The 15,808-nt window shown below is 40.9% G+C and carries 16 protein-coding genes and 1 riboswitch; of the genes, 7 read left to right on the top strand and 9 right to left on the bottom strand.

The window, feature by feature from the left end; genetic code table 11:
• Positions 1–23 precede the first annotated feature (23 nt).
• A complete protein-coding gene (greA, locus tag ELZ61_RS06440; protein WP_103852936.1) occupies positions 24–500 on the bottom strand; it encodes a transcription elongation factor GreA in 477 nt (158 codons plus the stop codon).
• Positions 501–705: 205 nt separating this feature from the next.
• Between greA and dacB the strand changes: the two genes are divergently transcribed.
• Together dacB and ELZ61_RS06430 are read left to right on the top strand one after the other, a co-directional pair.
• The gene (gene dacB / locus ELZ61_RS06435; RefSeq protein WP_126372279.1) at positions 706–2,148 is read left to right on the top strand and encodes a serine-type D-Ala-D-Ala carboxypeptidase; all 1,443 of its coding nucleotides are present in this window, start codon (positions 706–708) and stop codon (positions 2,146–2,148) included.
• Between the two features lie 3 nt (positions 2,149–2,151).
• On the top strand, positions 2,152–2,946 hold the full coding sequence (locus tag ELZ61_RS06430) for an MOSC domain-containing protein (protein WP_126372277.1): 795 nt from the start codon (positions 2,152–2,154) through the stop codon (positions 2,944–2,946).
• Between the two features lie 63 nt (positions 2,947–3,009).
• Here the strand turns inward: ELZ61_RS06430 and ELZ61_RS06425 are convergent, their stop codons facing one another.
• The 4 genes from ELZ61_RS06425 to ELZ61_RS06410 all read right to left on the bottom strand — a co-directional run bounded on the left by ELZ61_RS06425 (position 3,010) and on the right by ELZ61_RS06410 (position 4,987).
• Positions 3,010–3,372: a type II toxin-antitoxin system PemK/MazF family toxin gene (locus ELZ61_RS06425; protein ID WP_126372275.1), complete on the bottom strand. Its 363-nt coding sequence runs from the start codon at positions 3,370–3,372 to the stop codon at positions 3,010–3,012.
• Positions 3,366–3,638, bottom strand: a complete 273-nt coding sequence (locus ELZ61_RS06420; RefSeq protein WP_241969663.1) for an AbrB/MazE/SpoVT family DNA-binding domain-containing protein — start codon at positions 3,636–3,638, stop codon at positions 3,366–3,368. Before ELZ61_RS06420 ends, ELZ61_RS06425 begins: the two co-directional genes overlap by 7 nt.
• Positions 3,639–3,809: 171 nt before the next feature.
• Positions 3,810–4,679, bottom strand: coding sequence for a pirin family protein (locus tag ELZ61_RS06415; RefSeq protein WP_126372273.1), 870 nt, complete (start codon positions 4,677–4,679; stop codon positions 3,810–3,812).
• A 68-nt stretch (positions 4,680–4,747) separates the two neighbouring features.
• On the bottom strand, positions 4,748–4,987 hold the full coding sequence (locus ELZ61_RS06410) for a DUF896 domain-containing protein (RefSeq protein ID WP_103855086.1): 240 nt from the start codon (positions 4,985–4,987) through the stop codon (positions 4,748–4,750).
• A gap of 106 nt (positions 4,988–5,093) precedes the next feature.
• Here ELZ61_RS06410 and ELZ61_RS06405 point away from each other — a divergent pair, with 106 nt between their 5' ends.
• Both ELZ61_RS06405 and ELZ61_RS06400 read left to right on the top strand, forming a co-directional pair.
• Complete coding sequence (locus ELZ61_RS06405) at positions 5,094–5,975, top strand: LysR family transcriptional regulator (protein WP_126372271.1); 882 nt, start codon at positions 5,094–5,096, stop codon at positions 5,973–5,975.
• Positions 5,976–6,076: 101 nt separating this feature from the next.
• The gene (locus tag ELZ61_RS06400) at positions 6,077–7,027 is read left to right on the top strand and encodes a lactate/malate family dehydrogenase (protein WP_126372269.1); all 951 of its coding nucleotides are present in this window, start codon (positions 6,077–6,079) and stop codon (positions 7,025–7,027) included.
• A 79-nt stretch (positions 7,028–7,106) separates the two neighbouring features.
• Here the strand turns inward: ELZ61_RS06400 and ilvN are convergent, their stop codons facing one another.
• From ilvN to ELZ61_RS06385, 3 genes are all read right to left on the bottom strand, one after another.
• Positions 7,107–7,598, bottom strand: coding sequence for an acetolactate synthase small subunit (ilvN, locus tag ELZ61_RS06395; protein WP_126372267.1), 492 nt, complete (start codon positions 7,596–7,598; stop codon positions 7,107–7,109).
• On the bottom strand, positions 7,598–9,316 hold the full coding sequence (locus tag ELZ61_RS06390; RefSeq protein WP_126372265.1) for an acetolactate synthase 3 large subunit: 1,719 nt from the start codon (positions 9,314–9,316) through the stop codon (positions 7,598–7,600). The genes ilvN and ELZ61_RS06390 overlap by 1 nt, the downstream gene beginning before the upstream one ends.
• 268 nt (positions 9,317–9,584) lie before the next feature.
• On the bottom strand, positions 9,585–11,108 hold the full coding sequence (locus tag ELZ61_RS06385) for a Na+/H+ antiporter NhaC family protein (RefSeq protein WP_126372263.1): 1,524 nt from the start codon (positions 11,106–11,108) through the stop codon (positions 9,585–9,587).
• A gap of 96 nt (positions 11,109–11,204) precedes the next feature.
• A riboswitch (Lysine riboswitch) is annotated at positions 11,205–11,380 on the bottom strand.
• A 276-nt stretch (positions 11,381–11,656) separates the two neighbouring features.
• Between ELZ61_RS06385 and ELZ61_RS06380 the strand changes: the two genes are divergently transcribed.
• Both ELZ61_RS06380 and purU read left to right on the top strand, forming a co-directional pair.
• A complete protein-coding gene (locus ELZ61_RS06380) occupies positions 11,657–12,061 on the top strand; it encodes an H-NS family histone-like protein (RefSeq protein WP_126372261.1) in 405 nt (134 codons plus the stop codon).
• Between the two features lie 83 nt (positions 12,062–12,144).
• A complete protein-coding gene (purU, locus tag ELZ61_RS06375; protein ID WP_126372259.1) occupies positions 12,145–12,981 on the top strand; it encodes a formyltetrahydrofolate deformylase in 837 nt (278 codons plus the stop codon).
• Between the two features lie 40 nt (positions 12,982–13,021).
• Here the strand turns inward: purU and ELZ61_RS06370 are convergent, their stop codons facing one another.
• Complete coding sequence (locus ELZ61_RS06370) at positions 13,022–15,061, bottom strand: TonB-dependent receptor (protein WP_126372257.1); 2,040 nt, start codon at positions 15,059–15,061, stop codon at positions 13,022–13,024.
• Between the two features lie 221 nt (positions 15,062–15,282).
• Between ELZ61_RS06370 and ELZ61_RS06365 the strand changes: the two genes are divergently transcribed.
• Entirely contained in the window at positions 15,283–15,795 is a 513-nt protein-coding gene (locus ELZ61_RS06365) for a PepSY-associated TM helix domain-containing protein (RefSeq protein WP_126372255.1), read from the top strand.
• Positions 15,796–15,808: the final 13 nt, after the last annotated feature.

Below are 15,808 nucleotides of genomic sequence, written 5' to 3'. Positions count from 1 at the left end.
GCGTATTAAAACGCCCTATTTTTTTATTTATATTCCACCTCAATAATATCGAACTCAACCGTTCCCCCAGGGGTGGCGATGGTGACACTATCATCCACTTCTTTACCGATCAAGCCACGAGCAATGGGTGAATTTACCGAAATTAAGCCTTGTTTAATATCCGCTTCATCATCGCCCACGATTTGGTAGGTAACTTCTTCGTCCGTATTCACATTCACCAGCACTACGGTTGCACCAAAGATCACTTTACCGTTATTTGGCATTTTAGTTACATCAATGATTTGGCTGTTGGCTAATTTCCCTTCAATTTCTTGAATACGCCCTTCGCAAAAACCTTGCTGTTCACGCGCCGCGTGATATTCCGCATTCTCTTTCAAATCACCGTGTTCACGCGCTTCCGCAATAGCTTTAATAATTTCTGGACGGCGAACATTCTTTAAAAACTCTAACTCTTCTCTTAATTGCGCTGCACCGCGTACCGTCATTGGAATTTGTTGCATTGTTAATCCTTGTTCCTTTTTTAGTCAAAAATAAAACCGCAACAAAGCAATATGTTTTCATTATTCAGCTTTGTCGTAGCTCAAAAAATCATTCTGATGTAAACCGCATTATTACACCATTTTATGCAAGAAATAATTTTACTCTCGCAGTATCCAGCACTATTATTGTGTTTCTAAAAAAAAATAGCAACCATAGCGATTATTTATGTACAAATTATCATCAAAATTACTGCCTTTCGCATTAGGCATTGCCTTTGCTTTGCACACGCCATATAGTGCTGCTGAAGTGGACGTGGCACAACTTAGCACGCAGCTTCCTGGGGGAACGAGCCTTTCTTTTGTGGCGAAAAACTTAAAAACGCAAGAAATTCTCACCGCACTTAATCCACAAACCTTTATGCTTCCTGCAAGTACGCAGAAAGTATTTACCGCACTCGCCGCTAAACTCAGCCTTGGCGATGAATTTTATTTTAAAACAACTCTGCTACGTCAAGGTGATATTCAAAATGGTGAGTTACGCGGTAACTTAGTCATTGTCTTCACAGGTGATCCAGATTTAACCAGTGATCAACTGTATCATCTACTAGCCCAATTAAAACAACAAGGCATTCAGCGCATTACAGGTGATCTTATTTTAGATACTTCCGTATTTACTGGACACGACCGTGGCTTAGGTTGGATTTGGAATGATTTGTCAATGTGCTTTAATTCACCCCCTGCGGCGGTGAATATCAATCACAACTGTTTTTATGTGGATCTTGATGCCAATTTGCCTACGGGTGAATTGGTGAAATTCAATGTGCCAGCGCAATATCCTGTGCAAGTGTTCGGTCAAGTGCGTGTGGCAAGCAAAGAAGAAGCGCCTTATTGCCAACTTGATGCCGTGTTGCACGACAACAATCGCTATCAAATTAAAGGCTGTCTTGCTCGTCAAAGTAAACCTTTTGCGCTCAGTTTTGCTGTGCAAGATCCCAATGCTTATGCTGCAGCCATTATTCAACGTCAATTAAACCGCCTTGGCATTGCATTTAATGGTAAAATCCAACAGCCGCGCACGGCACAAAAAGGGCAGTTTTTAGCACAGCATTTGTCTAAACCGCTGCCAGATTTGATCAAAAAAATGATGAAAAAATCCGATAACCAAATTGCCGATGCCCTCTTTCGCACCATTGGTTATCACTATTACAAGCGCCCTGCGTCCTTTCAACTTTCCGCAAAAGCAATGCGCCAAATTTTGCAATCTCAAGCAGGAATAAAATTCGATAATAGCGTTATCGCCGATGGGTCAGGGCTTTCACGCCACAACTCAATTTCTGCCAATATAATGTTGCAAGCCCTTGAATATATTGCCAATCACGAAACGCAACTGCATTTATTAGACAGCTTTCCTATTGCGGGGGTAGATGGCACATTAAGCGGACGGGGTTCGATGACCAATCCCCCTTTAGCGCAAAACATTTCTGCAAAAACAGGCGCATTAAAAGGGGTTTATAACCTCGCGGGCTTTATGAAAAATGCGAAAGGCGACCCTATTGCCTTCGTACAATTTATCAACGGCTATTCCACGGGCGATCTGGAAAACAAAACCAAACGCGCGCCCTTAGTGCGTTTTGAAAATGCCCTTTACAACCAACTTTATCAGGATTAAGCGATGAAATTACAGCATATTTACTTATACCCAATCAAATCTACGCAAAGCTATGAAGTGGCGCAAGCCGTGGTTCAACCGCAAGGGCTAAATTTTGATCGCACGTTTATGCTCACAGAATTAGACGGCACCTTTATCACCGCACGCAAAGATGCGGAACTGTATCATTTTTACGCCTTACCAACACCGCTTGGTTTATATATTCAACATAAAGACGGTTCAGCCATTCAAGTTCAATATACGGATTTTCAGCAAAGCCAAGCCTGCGAAGTGTGGGGGAATGAATTTAACTCATTGCTTGCACCGCAAGACATTAATCACTGGTTTAGCGAGAAAATAGGCCGTGCCGTGCAATTGCGCTGGACAGGCGAACACACGCAACGCAAAATTAAACGCTACTCCGACCAACCGCTTTCTTTTGCCGATGGCTACCCACTTTTGCTCATCACTGAAGCGTCTTTTAACGCAGTACAGCAAGCTTGCCCAAGCCCAATTTCACCGCTGCAATTTCGCCCAAATCTAATTATTGACGGCATCGCCCCCTTTGAAGAACAGCAATGGGCTGAAATTCAAATTGGTGAAGTCAAATTCTTACACAGCAAACCCTGCGAACGCTGCGTTCTCACCACTCGCAACCCTACCACCAACCAAACCGATCCGAAAATGGAACCTTTCCGCACGCTGAAAAAACTCAACCGCAATGAACAAGGCGCACCACTTTTCGGCATTAATTTAATTCCATTGAATACGGGGATTATTCGCGTAAATGATGAAGTGAAAGTTTTGACGTTAAAATAAAAAAGTGCGGTAGTTTTAGAGAAAATTTTCCTAAAAACCACCGCACTTTTTATATCAATCATTTTACTGTGGATCAATAAGATCCACTAATTTCATCACCACTTCATCTACCAAATAAGATTCTGCCACAGTAGCAAATTTTGCATTGCGAGCGTTCAAATCAAGCGATCGTATTTGATGACAAAGAATAACGCCAGTTACCTTTCCTGATTTTATGCTAGCCCCGTCTAATGCAACGGTAACACTTTGCGAACGTGCCGCATTTCCACCACTGGAAATAGGACAACAAATTGCTACGCCCAATGCCTGATTCAATACCTGTTCAGAAATCACAATAAAATAATGGGGATTGCGTAGTTCTCGCTCTGATGTTGGATCAGGATCTACATACCAAATCTCCCCTTTTTTTGGCACGCGCATTACCATACTTCTTTACCTTGTGCAGGGCTTTCCATCACTTCAGCAACATCAGCGTTTAACGCTGCAATTTCTTGGCTATCAATGCCTTCTAATAGCTGAGCAAGATTTTTTCGTCCCTTAGGCTGACGCTTAGCCGAACTTAGCACGACCGTTTCATTTTTCGTTTCAATATTCAACACATTACCTGCTTGCCAACCCATTTGAAGGGCAATAGAATTTGGCACGGTTAAAATAATCGCCCCACCTTGTTGTCTTAATCTGCCTTGCATCATATTCCCTTTCTATTTCCTTTATTCGTGTTACTTTGTAACACATCATAAAGAAATTTTGTTAACTTCACAATCAAATTCATTATTAATCAAAATAAAAAAGTGCGGTGGTTTTAGAGAAAATTTTCCTAAAAACCACTGCACTTGGTTAGTTATTTGGTTAGTTATTGATGATTAATGAATATCACCAAACTCACCTTTGTTAAACGCGTTGAATTTTTCGATTAATTCTTCGCGGGTGTTCATGACGAACGGGCCGTAGGCTGCAATTGGCTCATCAATTGGCACGCCGCTGAGTAGCACCATTTTCACGTTTTCATCACCTGCGGTGATTTTAACTTCGCCGCTTTCGTGGTTGAAAATCACCAATTCTGTTGGGTTCGCACGGTTGCTGTCGTTAATCACGGCAGATCCGCGTAATGCCACCAACATTAAATGGTGGGTTTCTGGCACGTTAATGGTTACGCTATGGTTGGCTTTAATATCCATTTCCCACATATTTAACTCAGTAAAGGTACGAGCTGGGCCTTTTACGCCGTCCAGTTCACCTGCAATAATGCGTGCTGTTCCTGCATTATCCGCAAAGTGATAAGTTGGAATATCTGCCGCTTTAATGCTTTGATAACCCGCTGGGGCGTTTTTGTCTTTCGCTGGCAAGTTTACCCAAAGTTGTAGCATTTCAAACATTCCGCCTGTACGGCTGAAGTTTTCGCTATGGAACTCTTGGTGAACGATCCCATTTCCTGCGGTCATCCATTGTACATCGCCTGAGCCAATTACGCCGCCGTTACCATCGCTATCACGGTGTTCTACTTCACCTTGTAACGCGATTGTGACGGTTTCAAATCCTGCGTGTGGATGTGCGCCTACGCCTCTTGGCGCGCCGTTATGAGGTTTAAACTCCATTGGCATTGCGTAATCTAGCATTAAAAATGGGCTAGTTACTTTATCTTTTTGGCTATGTGAAAATAAAGGTGATACATAAAAGCCATCGCCCACCCAATGTTGTTGTGGTGCTTGATATACTCGATTTACTGTACGCATAATTTTTCTCCTAAATTTGATCAATTCTGTTTTTTGTGATGCCCTGAATATTCAGGGCGGTTAGTTCATTAATAAGTGGCAACTTGCATTCCACTGCGTTGTGCTTCACGCAATTTCGTTGGGGTAACATCATTGCCGTCTGGATCAACCACACTTACGGTAGATAAAATATTGGTTAATTGTCCACGGATTGCCGCTAAATAACGCTGACGTAACGCGCTACGCTCATTTAATTCAGCTTCAGAAAGTGCGGTAACTTTTGCTTTGCGAGCTAATTCGTTAATTCTATCTAATTCCAAAATACGCATTTTCTTTCTCCTCCATTATTAATCTGTTTGCTTATTTCTTGTGGCGTAGTTTATACTTGTTCCATATAGTGAACAATAGTCAAATTTGAAACAAAAGGTTCTATTTATGCAACAAATCGATCTCAATGATATGCGTTTTTTTGTTACCGTGATCCAATCTGGTAGCCTAACCCACGCGGCGGAACAGCTGAACGTGCCGAAATCTCGCTTAAGCCGCCGTTTGACAAAATTAGAAAATCAGCTGGGTAGCAAACTGCTCGATCGTAATCGCAATGGGGTGCGGCTAAATGATCTGGGTGAACATTTTTATCAACACGCCTTAATTGCGGTGGAAGCGGCAGAAAGTGCGGTGAATTCTGTGGCAGATTGTTTAGCCACGCCCCGTGGGTTACTGCGTATTTCCGTTTCCAGTGAAATTTTGCGTTATTGGCTCACACCACATTTATCGCACTATTTACAGCAACACCCTGATGTTGAGCTGAATATTACAATGGAAAACCGCCGCGCGAATTTATTGCAAGAAGGCGTGGATATTGCCTTACGCATTGGTGAGCTTGATCTTGATGATGTGGTTGCCAAACATTTATTAGATATTGATTCTGGGGTTTACGCTTCACCTCATTATTTAAAGGCAAATGGCACGCCATACACGCCACAAGAACTGAAAAACCACCGCTTGCTACATAAAAGTGATGGAAAAAATTGGCTTTTCAAGCAGGGCAATCAACGGGAATTAATCCAAGGGAAAAAAGCCTTACAAGCCAATGATGCTTCAGTGTTGGCGCAGCTTGTTGAAGATAGCTATGGCATTGCCCTGTTACCTGAGCTTTCAGGCTTAATTCAACCTCATTGGCAAAAATTATTACCCGATTGGCAAGTGGAAAGCGTGCCTTTATATGCCATTTATTATAAAAATCGCGGGCTTGCGCCAACGGTGCGGACATGTGTTAATTTTTTGAGCGAAATAGCAAAAAATTCGCCAAAATAACACCGCACTTTCTATTCAGGCGTTGAGCAAGGGAAACAGATAAAGTAAGATTAACGCCCTTTTGAAAACAACTTAACTTATAACAAATACAGGAAAACACAATGAAAGTATCCATTATCGGTGCTGGCGCTGTGGGCGTGGGCATTTGTAATTATCTTCTGACTATGGGTGAATGCCAAGAAGTGGTCTTGGTGGATCTCAACAAAGAACGCACTCGTGGTGAACAGTTAGATTTCAGCCATACTAGCGCATTAACCTTCGCCAAAAACACCAAAGTTATTTCCGGTGAATATGAAGATACTCGTGATAGCGATGTGGTGGTGATCACCGCTGGCGCACAAATTAAAGTGGGGCAAGATCGCTTAGAAATCGGTCATATCAATGCGAAAATCACCGTGGATATTGCCCGTCAATTAGAACGTTATACACCCAATGCGATTATCATTGTGGTCACCAATCCTTGTGATATTCTCACCCACTTCATTATTCGCAATACGAACTTCCCCGCTCACCGTGTGATTAGCGCAGGTTGTGTGGTGGATACGGCGCGAATGATGAAAATTATTGCCGATAAAGTAAAAATCGATCCGAAAAACGTGTTTGGTTATGTGATGGGCGAACACGGCGCAAATAGTTTTATTCCTTGGAGTATCGTCAATATCGCAGGGCAAAAAATCGATGATTTTTGCCAGCAAAATGATGTGCCGATGCTCGATCCACAAGAGCTACTCAAAGCCACCAAAGCCATTGGTTTAGAAGTGTTCAGCTTAAAACTCAACACCAATCACGCCATTGCGGCGAGCGTGTTCCGCATTATTCGCGCCATTAGCATTAATGAATATTCGGTCTTGCCCGTTGGCACAATGCTCAATGGCGAATACGGCTTAAACGATGTGGTGGTGAACGTGCCAATGGTCATCAGTAGCAAAGGCGTAGAACGTATTTTGAAATACAAACTGCCTGCCGATGAGCTAGAACAACTTCACCAATGTGCCAAAGCCCTGCGCCAAGTGGTTGAGCAAGTGGCAGAAAGCACGGGATTGAATTGTTAATAATGGATAAATAATATTGATTAAAAAAGTGCGGAAAAAACCACCGCACTTTATTTTTTACGGCTTTTCTACTCTATTCCTACAAACAATTTTTCTCGCCACGCGAAAGGCTGATCAAGCCTGAACGGACAATTTCAATCAGCGAACTTTCTTCTTTTAATGCTTTTACAAAAGCATCAAGTTTGTCTTTTGTTCCCACTAATTGAATGGTGTAGGATTTGGTGGTAACGTCCACGATTTGTCCGCGAAAGATTTCCGCCAAGAGTTTTAACTCATCACGGGAGCTGCCTTGTGCACGCACTTTCACCAACATCACTTCACGTTCAACGTGTTCACAATCGCTTAGGCTTATTACTTTAAACACGTCCACTAGCTTATGTAGTTGCTTTTCAATTTGCTCTAGCACTTGCTCATCGCCGTAAGCTTCGATAGTCATACGCGAAAGCGTGGGATCATCGGTGGGCGCAACAGTGAGGCTTTCAATATTAAAGGCACGTTGAGAGAATAAGCCCACTACGCGGGATAACGCCCCCGATTCATTTTCTAATAACACTGATAAAATTCTACGCATTAGGCTTTCTCCGGTTTAGTTAAAATCATTTCATTCATCGCACCGCCACGCACTTGCATTGGATAAACGTGTTCGGTTTCATCCACTTTAATATCAACAAACACTAATTTATCTTTAATAGCAAAAGCCTGTGCCAGCTTTTCTTCCAATTCTTCAGGGTGATCAATTTGAATGCCAACGTGTCCATAAGATTCGGCTAATTTCACAAAATCAGGCAGTGAATCCATATACGAGTGCGAATGACGCCCTGAATAAATTAAATCCTGCCATTGTTTCACCATTCCTAAGAAACGGTTATTAAGGCTAATGATCACTACAGGAATGCCGTATTGTTGTGCGGTAGAAAGTTCTTGAATATTCATTTGAATACTGCCGTCCCCTGTTACACACACCACCGTTGCCTCTGGGTGAGCCAGTTTCACGCCTAATGCTGCTGGCAAGCCAAAACCCATTGTGCCAAGCCCGCCTGAGTTAATCCAATGGCGAGGCTGATCAAAAGGATAATGCAACGCCGCAAACATTTGATGCTGTCCCACATCAGATGCCACATAAGCCTGACCTTTGGTTAAACGGTAAACCGTTTCGATCACTTGCTGGGGTTTAATCACGCCACTATTGCCATCAAAATCCAAGCATTTCACCGCTTTCCATTCATCAATTTGTTTCCACCAATCACTCAGATCTGCTTGAGATTTGGCTAAGTTATCTTCTTCTAATAAAGCTAACATTTCATTTAACACATTTTCTGCACTGCCCACAATCGGGATCGCCGCTGGCACATTTTTAGAAATGGACGTTGGATCAATATCAATATGCACTACCTTGGCATTCGGGCAATATTTTGCCAAATTATTGGTGGTGCGATCATCAAAACGCACGCCAATAGCAAAGATCAAATCACTGTGGTGCATTGCGTTATTCGCTTCGTATGTGCCGTGCATTCCTAGCATTCCTAAGAACTGTTTATCCGTACTTGGAAATGCACCTAGCCCCATTAAGGAAGAGGTAACAGGTAGATTTAATTGTTTCGCAAATTGGTGAATTTGTTCACTACAATTTGCCGTGATCGCCCCACCACCAATGAAAAGCACGGGCTTTTTCGCCACCAATAAGGCTTTCAACGCTTTTTTGATCTGCCCTTTATGCCCTTGCACTGTCGGATTATAAGAACGCAAGCTGATTTCTTGCGGATAGGTATAAGTATATTTATTAGCCGGGTTTAGCACATCTTTCGGCAAATCAATCACCACTGGCCCCGGGCGACCTGTGGAGGCAATATAAAACGCCTTTTTGATCACTTCAGGCAAATCTTCTGCCCGTTTTACCAAAAAGCTGTGTTTCACCACAGGGCGAGAGATCCCCACCATATCGCATTCTTGGAACGCATCACTACCGATCAAGCCAGACATTACTTGCCCAGAAATCACCACCAAAGGCACAGAATCCATATACGCAGTAGCAATCCCTGTAATGGCATTGGTTGCCCCGGGGCCCGATGTAACTAACACACAGCCCACTTCCCCTGTGGAACGTGCATAGCCGTCAGCCATATGCACTGCCGCTTGCTCGTGGCGCACCAAAATATGCTCAATGCCGCCTAATGTGTGGATAGCATCATAAATATCCAACACCGAGCCACCGGGGTAGCCAAATACAAATTTTACGCCCTGATCACGCAAGGATTGCACAACCATTTCCGCACCTGATAATTTTTTCATTGTTACCTCGCAAAAATTTGCGGAATTTGCACCGCACTTCTGTTTTTTCATTAACGATGATTATTTGTAACGGATTGAGAATGGCTTGTCTAGCAAGATTTGAGTGAAAAGAGCGGTGATTTTTCAGAATAAATTTCTAAAAACTCTGTAAATTCGATATTTTATAAAATAAAATTCAGCTAAAAATAAAAAAATGCGACAATCTGCCGCATTTTATAAAATAGACGAAATAAAATTTTATTTCTAATTTTGTGATCAAGATCACATTTTATCGTCTTTTAAATAAGAAAATGAGTGCAATCAAGGTGATTGCTGTAGCAATAAAGCCAAACACGCCTGATGCGGTGTAACCGACCACAAGATAGCCCACAATGGTTGCAGCGGCTAAGGTTAAGGCATAAGGTAACTGGGTGGTAACGTGATCCATATGATTACATTTCGCCCCAGTGGAAGACAAAATGGTGGTATCGGAAACTGGTGAACAGTGGTCGCCACATACCGCCCCTGCCATTACGGCTGAAAGACAAGGCAACATTAATTCTGGTGCGGCATTGGCGGCAATGGCTGCAGCGATTGGCAACATAATGCCGAATGTTCCCCAGCTTGTTCCTGTTGAGAACGCCATTACTGCACCTAATACGAACAATAACGCAGGCAACACTGCCACAGGTAAATTACCAGAAACAAGGCTAGATAAATAAGTCCCTGTTTTCATATCGCCCACAACATTGTTGATTGTCCAAGCGAAGAATAAAATCAAAATCGCACCAAGCATTGATTTCACGCCAACGATCCAAGATTTGGCGTATTCTGCAAAACTCACTTGACGATCAATTAAAATACAAAGGGTTGCCACAACGATTGAAGCACAGCCACCCACCACTAAAGAAATCCCTACCGTAGTGTTTTCAAATGCGCCTAATACAGAGAAAGGTTTGCCGTCCGCAGCGAGGGCTTCATTACCTGTGTGCAACATCATAAATACCGTTGCGCCAATTAAGGTAACGATAGGTAAAATCAAGTTGCGAACGTGGCCTTTCACGCCGTTTTGCTCATCTTGATCTTCTTCTGCCCTTTCAAGAGCAAGTTTTTCGTGTCTTGCCATTGAACCAATGTCAAAAGAGAAATACGCCACGAAGAACACCATTAAAATAGAGAAAATCGCGTAGAAGTTCATCGCACTCATTGCCATAAATGCCCCAATTGGGGTGTAATCCGTAATGGCGTAAGTAGCAAGCAAGCCTGAAATTAAGGTGATAATGTACGCGCCCCAGCTTGAAACAGGCATAATCACACACATTGGCGCGGCAGTGGAATCCAAAATATAGGCTAATTTTGCACGAGAAACGTTGAATTTATCCGTAACAGGGCGGGCAATCGCACCCACCGCAAGACTGTGGAAATAATCGTCAATAAAGGTAACAAAGACCAAAGAAGCTGCCATTAATTTCGCGCCACGGCGATTTTTAATACGCTTTTGCGCCCATTCCGCAAAGGCACGATTGCTGCCAGATACAGTTAAAAGTGCGGTCAAAATTCCCAATAATAATAAAAATAAAATGATGTTGATGGTATCAAAGTTCCAACCGTCATCACCATATACTAAAGATTGCACGGTATTCTTTAAATAAATCGCCGTGTTGGCAATGCTGAAATCAGCCAACATTAATGAGCCAATTAAAATACCAATGCTTAAGGATAAAATCACTTTACGCGTGAAAATCGCCAATAATAAGGCTAACAGGGGCGGGACAACCGACCAAATTGATGTGGAATAATCTAAGAGTTCCATTATTGTTCTACCTAAGAATAAGGGAGAACCACTGAAGTTTACTATTTTAAAGAAGGGTGAAAATTTAAAATAAAAAGGCAGGCACAATTACCCAACCTAACCAGTAGCGCTCCATAGTTGTTAAAAAGACTATGACAGTAACGTTTCTTTCGAAAACGCTCCCAACCAATTAAAACGACTTTTAATTGATTTCGGCAACGATTCCTTTCCTTTTTCCTCATCGTTATCCACTCAGAAAAAATACTTATAATAGTCGCTCCTCTACATAAGTAGGATCTCGCAAAGATTACAATAAGCAAGGAAAAATGCAAGCATTATCCATAAAAAAGCGATAACTTTTTATCTAAACATCATCTCACCGCACGCAAAGGATTGCGTTATACGAAAATGAAATTTATGTAAAAAACTTAGCAAAATAATACCGCACTTTTATAAAGGAAATAAAAAGAATGAAACATTAAATAACATTTGCTATTTACCTTGAATAATATTTTCGTTATTATAGCCACGACCTTATTAATTTAATATCATACTTTGGGAGATTTAAAATGAGTGATTTATTAAGATCATTAAGAAATATTCGTAGTTTACGCGCTGTAGCAAAAAATCTAGATGTAGAACATTTAGAAGAAATCTTAGAAAAAGTAAAAACTGTACTTGAAGAAAAACGTGAAGAAGTGGCACAAGCTGCACAACAAGAAGCAGAAAGATTAAAATCCCTTGCTGAAGTGCATAATTTCTTAAAAGAAAAAGGAATTACACCTGAAGATTTAATTTCAGAGCAAACTGCAGCACCAAAAGCACCACGTCAAAAACGCCCTGCTCGCCCAGCGAAATATCAATTCACTGATGACAATGGCAACGTAAAAACCTGGACAGGCCAAGGCAGAACCCCACTTCCAATTCAACGTGCATTAAATGCAGGTAAATCATTATCTGATTTCGAAATTTAATTTCTTACGATAAAAAGTAAAGCATTCTGTGCTTTACTTTTTTATTTCTCTTTTTTATAAAATCATAACTATTACACAACATTATGCTAGAAAAGAAAATTTTACTAACAAATTGTCCCGATGATAAAGGCCTAATCGCCAAAATTACCAACATTTGTTATAAACACCAACTTAACATTATTCATAATAATGAATTTGTTGATTTCGAAACAAAACATTTCTTTATGCGCACCGAATTAGAAGGGATTTTTAATGATGAAACCCTGCTTGCGGATCTCAATTTTAGCTTGCCAGTTGGCACCAATAACCAATTAATTAGCGTGAAGAAAAAACGCATCGTTATTTTAGTCACCAAAGAAGCCCATTGCTTGGGTGATATTTTAATGAAAAACTACTACGGTGGCTTAGATGTTGAAATTGCTGCCGTCATTGGTAATCACGATACCTTAAGAAATTTAGTGGAACGTTTTGACATTCCGTTTCATTGTATTAGCCACGAAGGATTAACCCGCGTTGAACACGATAAATTATTAGCAGAAAAAATCGATCAATATGCGCCAGATTATATTGTGTTAGCGAAATATATGCGTGTGTTAAACCCTGAATTTGTTGCGCGCTATCCAAACCGTGTGATTAATATCCACCACTCTTTCTTGCCTGCGTTTATTGGCGCAAGACCTTATCATCAGGCTTATGAACGTGGGGTAAAAATTATTGGTGCAACTGCGCATTTCATTAATAATGAATTAGATCAAGGCCCAATTATTATGCAAAACGTAATTAATGTGGATCACACATACAGTGCTGATGCAATGATGCGCGCAGGGCGTGATGTGGAAAAAACCGTTCTCACCAAAGCCTTAGATCTCGCTTTACAAGATCGGATCTTTGTTTATAAAAACAAAACAATTATTCTCTAAAAATAATGCGGTGCTTGAAACACCGCATTTATTTGATTAATTAAAAGGTATAAGTTAAACGTAAATTAAAGGAACGCGGATTACCCGGCATTGAATCGGAACGCCAATAAGTTTTATTAAATAAATTTGATACCGCAAAAGTGATATTAACAGGATTAAGATTATACCCCACCATTGCATCAACACGCGTAAAACTTGGAAGAATTGTCTGTTGATTACCATTAAAATAATAACGTTTTCCTAAATGGGTTACTCCTGTTTCTAAATAGAGTTTTTCTGTTGGTACATAACGCACAAACAGGTTACTCGTGAAATTCCCCGTATTATTTAAAGTGCGGTTGTTATTTTGCGGATTTTGTTTATCTTCCTTAATTTTTGCGACCATCCAGCCTACTGAAGAACGGATATACCATTTCGGTGCAAGCTGCCCTAATAGGCTTAATTCCACACCTTTGGATTGATCTTTTCCACGCACCGCCCAAACATCAAGAATATCTTTATTAGGACGATAACGAATATTACGGCGTTCTAATTGATAAGCAGATAAGGTGGTACTTAAGGTTTTGTCAAACCAATCGCTCTTAATGCCCACTTCATATTGTTGATTATATTCGGGTGAGGCATTAAACACGTCTTTTTGATCGGTGCTAATCCCTAAATAGCCACGCCCTCCATAAGGTGAGAAACTACGGTTAAAGGAGGCGTAAAGCGTATGTTCTGGTGTAACTTCCCACACAACGCCCACATTTGGGCTGAAGGAATGCCCTTTTGTATCACGGCGTTCTTGCTTAATATTTGTGGAGTTAAAACGATAAAAATCGTAACGCCCGCCTAATAGCACTTTTACGTTATCGGTTAATGAAATTAAATCCTGTACAAAAATACCTGTACTATACGCTTTATGGCGATTATTTACCGTCGCATTTGGGTGCTGACGAGCTGGCCATTGATGTCGGTTGAGAAAAGGATCAATTTCTTGATTACGCAAAACAGCCAAAATAGGGTGGCGTTCTTCCTGACTATAATCCAGCCCAATGGTGACTTTATGTTTAAGACTAGCTGTGTCAAATTCACCATTAAAGGTAATATTATTGGTGAACGTTTTATTTCGTGTTTTTTGCCACGCATAGCTTTGCTTTAACGTTTTATCCGTTGCAGAATAAGTTCCTGCAAAATAATGATCAAAATCCTGATCTGCTTGACGATAAGCCAGCTGCCAATTTACCAACCACTGATCATTAATAAAATATTTGAGATCCGAACGCCAAACTTGCAATTTATCATCGACATAGTCCCCATCACGGAAAAAACTATTGCGATAACCTATTCCCATTTCATCATAAACAGATTTAGCTGGATTGCGATCTGGAATACGCCATTGATAATCGTAGGTATATTGCCCAACCCATTGTAGCCGCCCATCATCACTTTGTAGGCTAATGCTTGGCGAAAACATTCTCCCTTTATTTCTAACCCCATAGCGATAAGCCTCTGCCGCAGAAAGCTCACTAGTTAAACGAACGGCAACATTTTCGTTAATTTTTTGGTTCACATCTAAATTTACACTGCGGCTATTCCAAGAACCATAGGTTACGCCAATATTTCTGCTGGTTGTAAAATTAGCAAATTTACTGACCATATTAATCACGCCACCGCCATTACTGCGTCCGTATAAAATTGACGATGGGCCTTTTAAAATCTCAACACGTTCAATATTTGCCGTGCTACGACGAACTTGACCACTTTCACGAATCCCATCACGATAAATATCATTGGCATCCGCCTGAAAACCACGTAAATAAATATTCTCACCACGCATATCATAAGTGGCATCAATGCCGGCATTCCCCTCTAAAATGGAACTCAAATCATTAGTGCCATAATTCTTATTTTTCTGAATGTTAATCACATCAATGGTTTGTGGCATTTCTTTAATTGCCAGAAGATTACGTGTTGCTTGCGCTTCTTCATACCCCACATAGTCCTTTGTGTTGGCTGTTTCCTGTGTGGTAACAATATCAATCGTTGGTAACACTGCCATATACTCTGTTGATGAAGAAATTTCCTCCGCATATAACATCTTGCTAGAACAAACACTTATAACTAAAAGTGCGGTCGTTTTTAAAGGAAAATTTAGAGGGCAAGCTAGTTTCATAAAATTAGAACTCCTTATCTATTGAACAACAGCCCCTATTCTATTGATAATAATTATTAATTTAACAAATAATAATTATTTTCATTTACACAATAGAGAAAATTTCTATATAATCACCGCATCTTTAACCTCCAACCAACATACAAATGAACAAAACAACAGCAAAATGGATGCGGATTTTGCACCGCTATTTCGGATTTTTATTATTAGTCATTATGTCGATTTATGCCCTGACTGGCATCGTGTTGATTTATCGAGATACCAATATTTTCAAACGTTCAGTCTATATCGAAAAAACCATTTCCCCCCAACTCACTGAACAACAGCTTGGGCAGAAATTACGCATAAAAAATTTATTGATTAGCGAGAAAAAAGATGACGTGCTTTATTTTAAGCAAGGGGAATATCACAGCAAAACGGGGGAAGTAAAATATCACGCAATGGAATACCCAAGCTGGCTCGCTGAACTAAATCGCCTACACTTAGGCAATTCGCAATATCCCTATTCTTGGCTCACTACCCTTTTCGGCATTTCTCTGCTCTTTTTCTGCATAAGCTCCCTATGGCTTATCCCAGGTTCAAAGAAAATGCTAAAACGTAGCCTATGGTTTATCCTGACCGGTACAGTAATGGCTATGGTTGTGGTTTTGACGGATTAGGAGATGAGGAAAA

The sequence above is a fragment of the Avibacterium volantium genome (assembly GCF_900635775.1).
Lineage (GTDB): Bacteria > Pseudomonadota > Gammaproteobacteria > Enterobacterales > Pasteurellaceae > Avibacterium > Avibacterium volantium.
This window is presented reverse-complemented; position numbering and strand designations above follow the sequence as displayed.

Coding starts and splice junctions, on each gene's coding strand:
- ELZ61_RS06430 (WP_126372277.1), top strand. CDS start 2,152: ATGAAATTACAGCATATTTACTTATACCCAATCAAATCTACGCAAAGC.
- ELZ61_RS06385 (WP_126372263.1), bottom strand. CDS start 11,108: ATGGAACTCTTAGATTATTCCACATCAATTTGGTCGGTTGTCCCGCCC.
- ELZ61_RS06410 (WP_103855086.1), bottom strand. CDS start 4,987: ATGCGTATTTTGGAATTAGATAGAATTAACGAATTAGCTCGCAAAGCA.
- ELZ61_RS06380 (WP_126372261.1), top strand. CDS start 11,657: ATGAGTGATTTATTAAGATCATTAAGAAATATTCGTAGTTTACGCGCT.
- dacB (WP_126372279.1), top strand. CDS start 706: ATGTACAAATTATCATCAAAATTACTGCCTTTCGCATTAGGCATTGCC.
- greA (WP_103852936.1), bottom strand. CDS start 500: ATGCAACAAATTCCAATGACGGTACGCGGTGCAGCGCAATTAAGAGAA.
- ELZ61_RS06420 (WP_241969663.1), bottom strand. CDS start 3,638: ATGATGCAAGGCAGATTAAGACAACAAGGTGGGGCGATTATTTTAACC.
- ELZ61_RS06415 (WP_126372273.1), bottom strand. CDS start 4,679: ATGCGTACAGTAAATCGAGTATATCAAGCACCACAACAACATTGGGTG.
- ELZ61_RS06400 (WP_126372269.1), top strand. CDS start 6,077: ATGAAAGTATCCATTATCGGTGCTGGCGCTGTGGGCGTGGGCATTTGT.
- ELZ61_RS06370 (WP_126372257.1), bottom strand. CDS start 15,061: ATGTTATATGCGGAGGAAATTTCTTCATCAACAGAGTATATGGCAGTG.
- purU (WP_126372259.1), top strand. CDS start 12,145: ATGCTAGAAAAGAAAATTTTACTAACAAATTGTCCCGATGATAAAGGC.
- ELZ61_RS06405 (WP_126372271.1), top strand. CDS start 5,094: ATGCAACAAATCGATCTCAATGATATGCGTTTTTTTGTTACCGTGATC.
- ilvN (WP_126372267.1), bottom strand. CDS start 7,598: ATGCGTAGAATTTTATCAGTGTTATTAGAAAATGAATCGGGGGCGTTA.
- ELZ61_RS06390 (WP_126372265.1), bottom strand. CDS start 9,316: ATGAAAAAATTATCAGGTGCGGAAATGGTTGTGCAATCCTTGCGTGAT.
- ELZ61_RS06425 (WP_126372275.1), bottom strand. CDS start 3,372: ATGGTAATGCGCGTGCCAAAAAAAGGGGAGATTTGGTATGTAGATCCT.
- ELZ61_RS06365 (WP_126372255.1), top strand. CDS start 15,283: ATGAACAAAACAACAGCAAAATGGATGCGGATTTTGCACCGCTATTTC.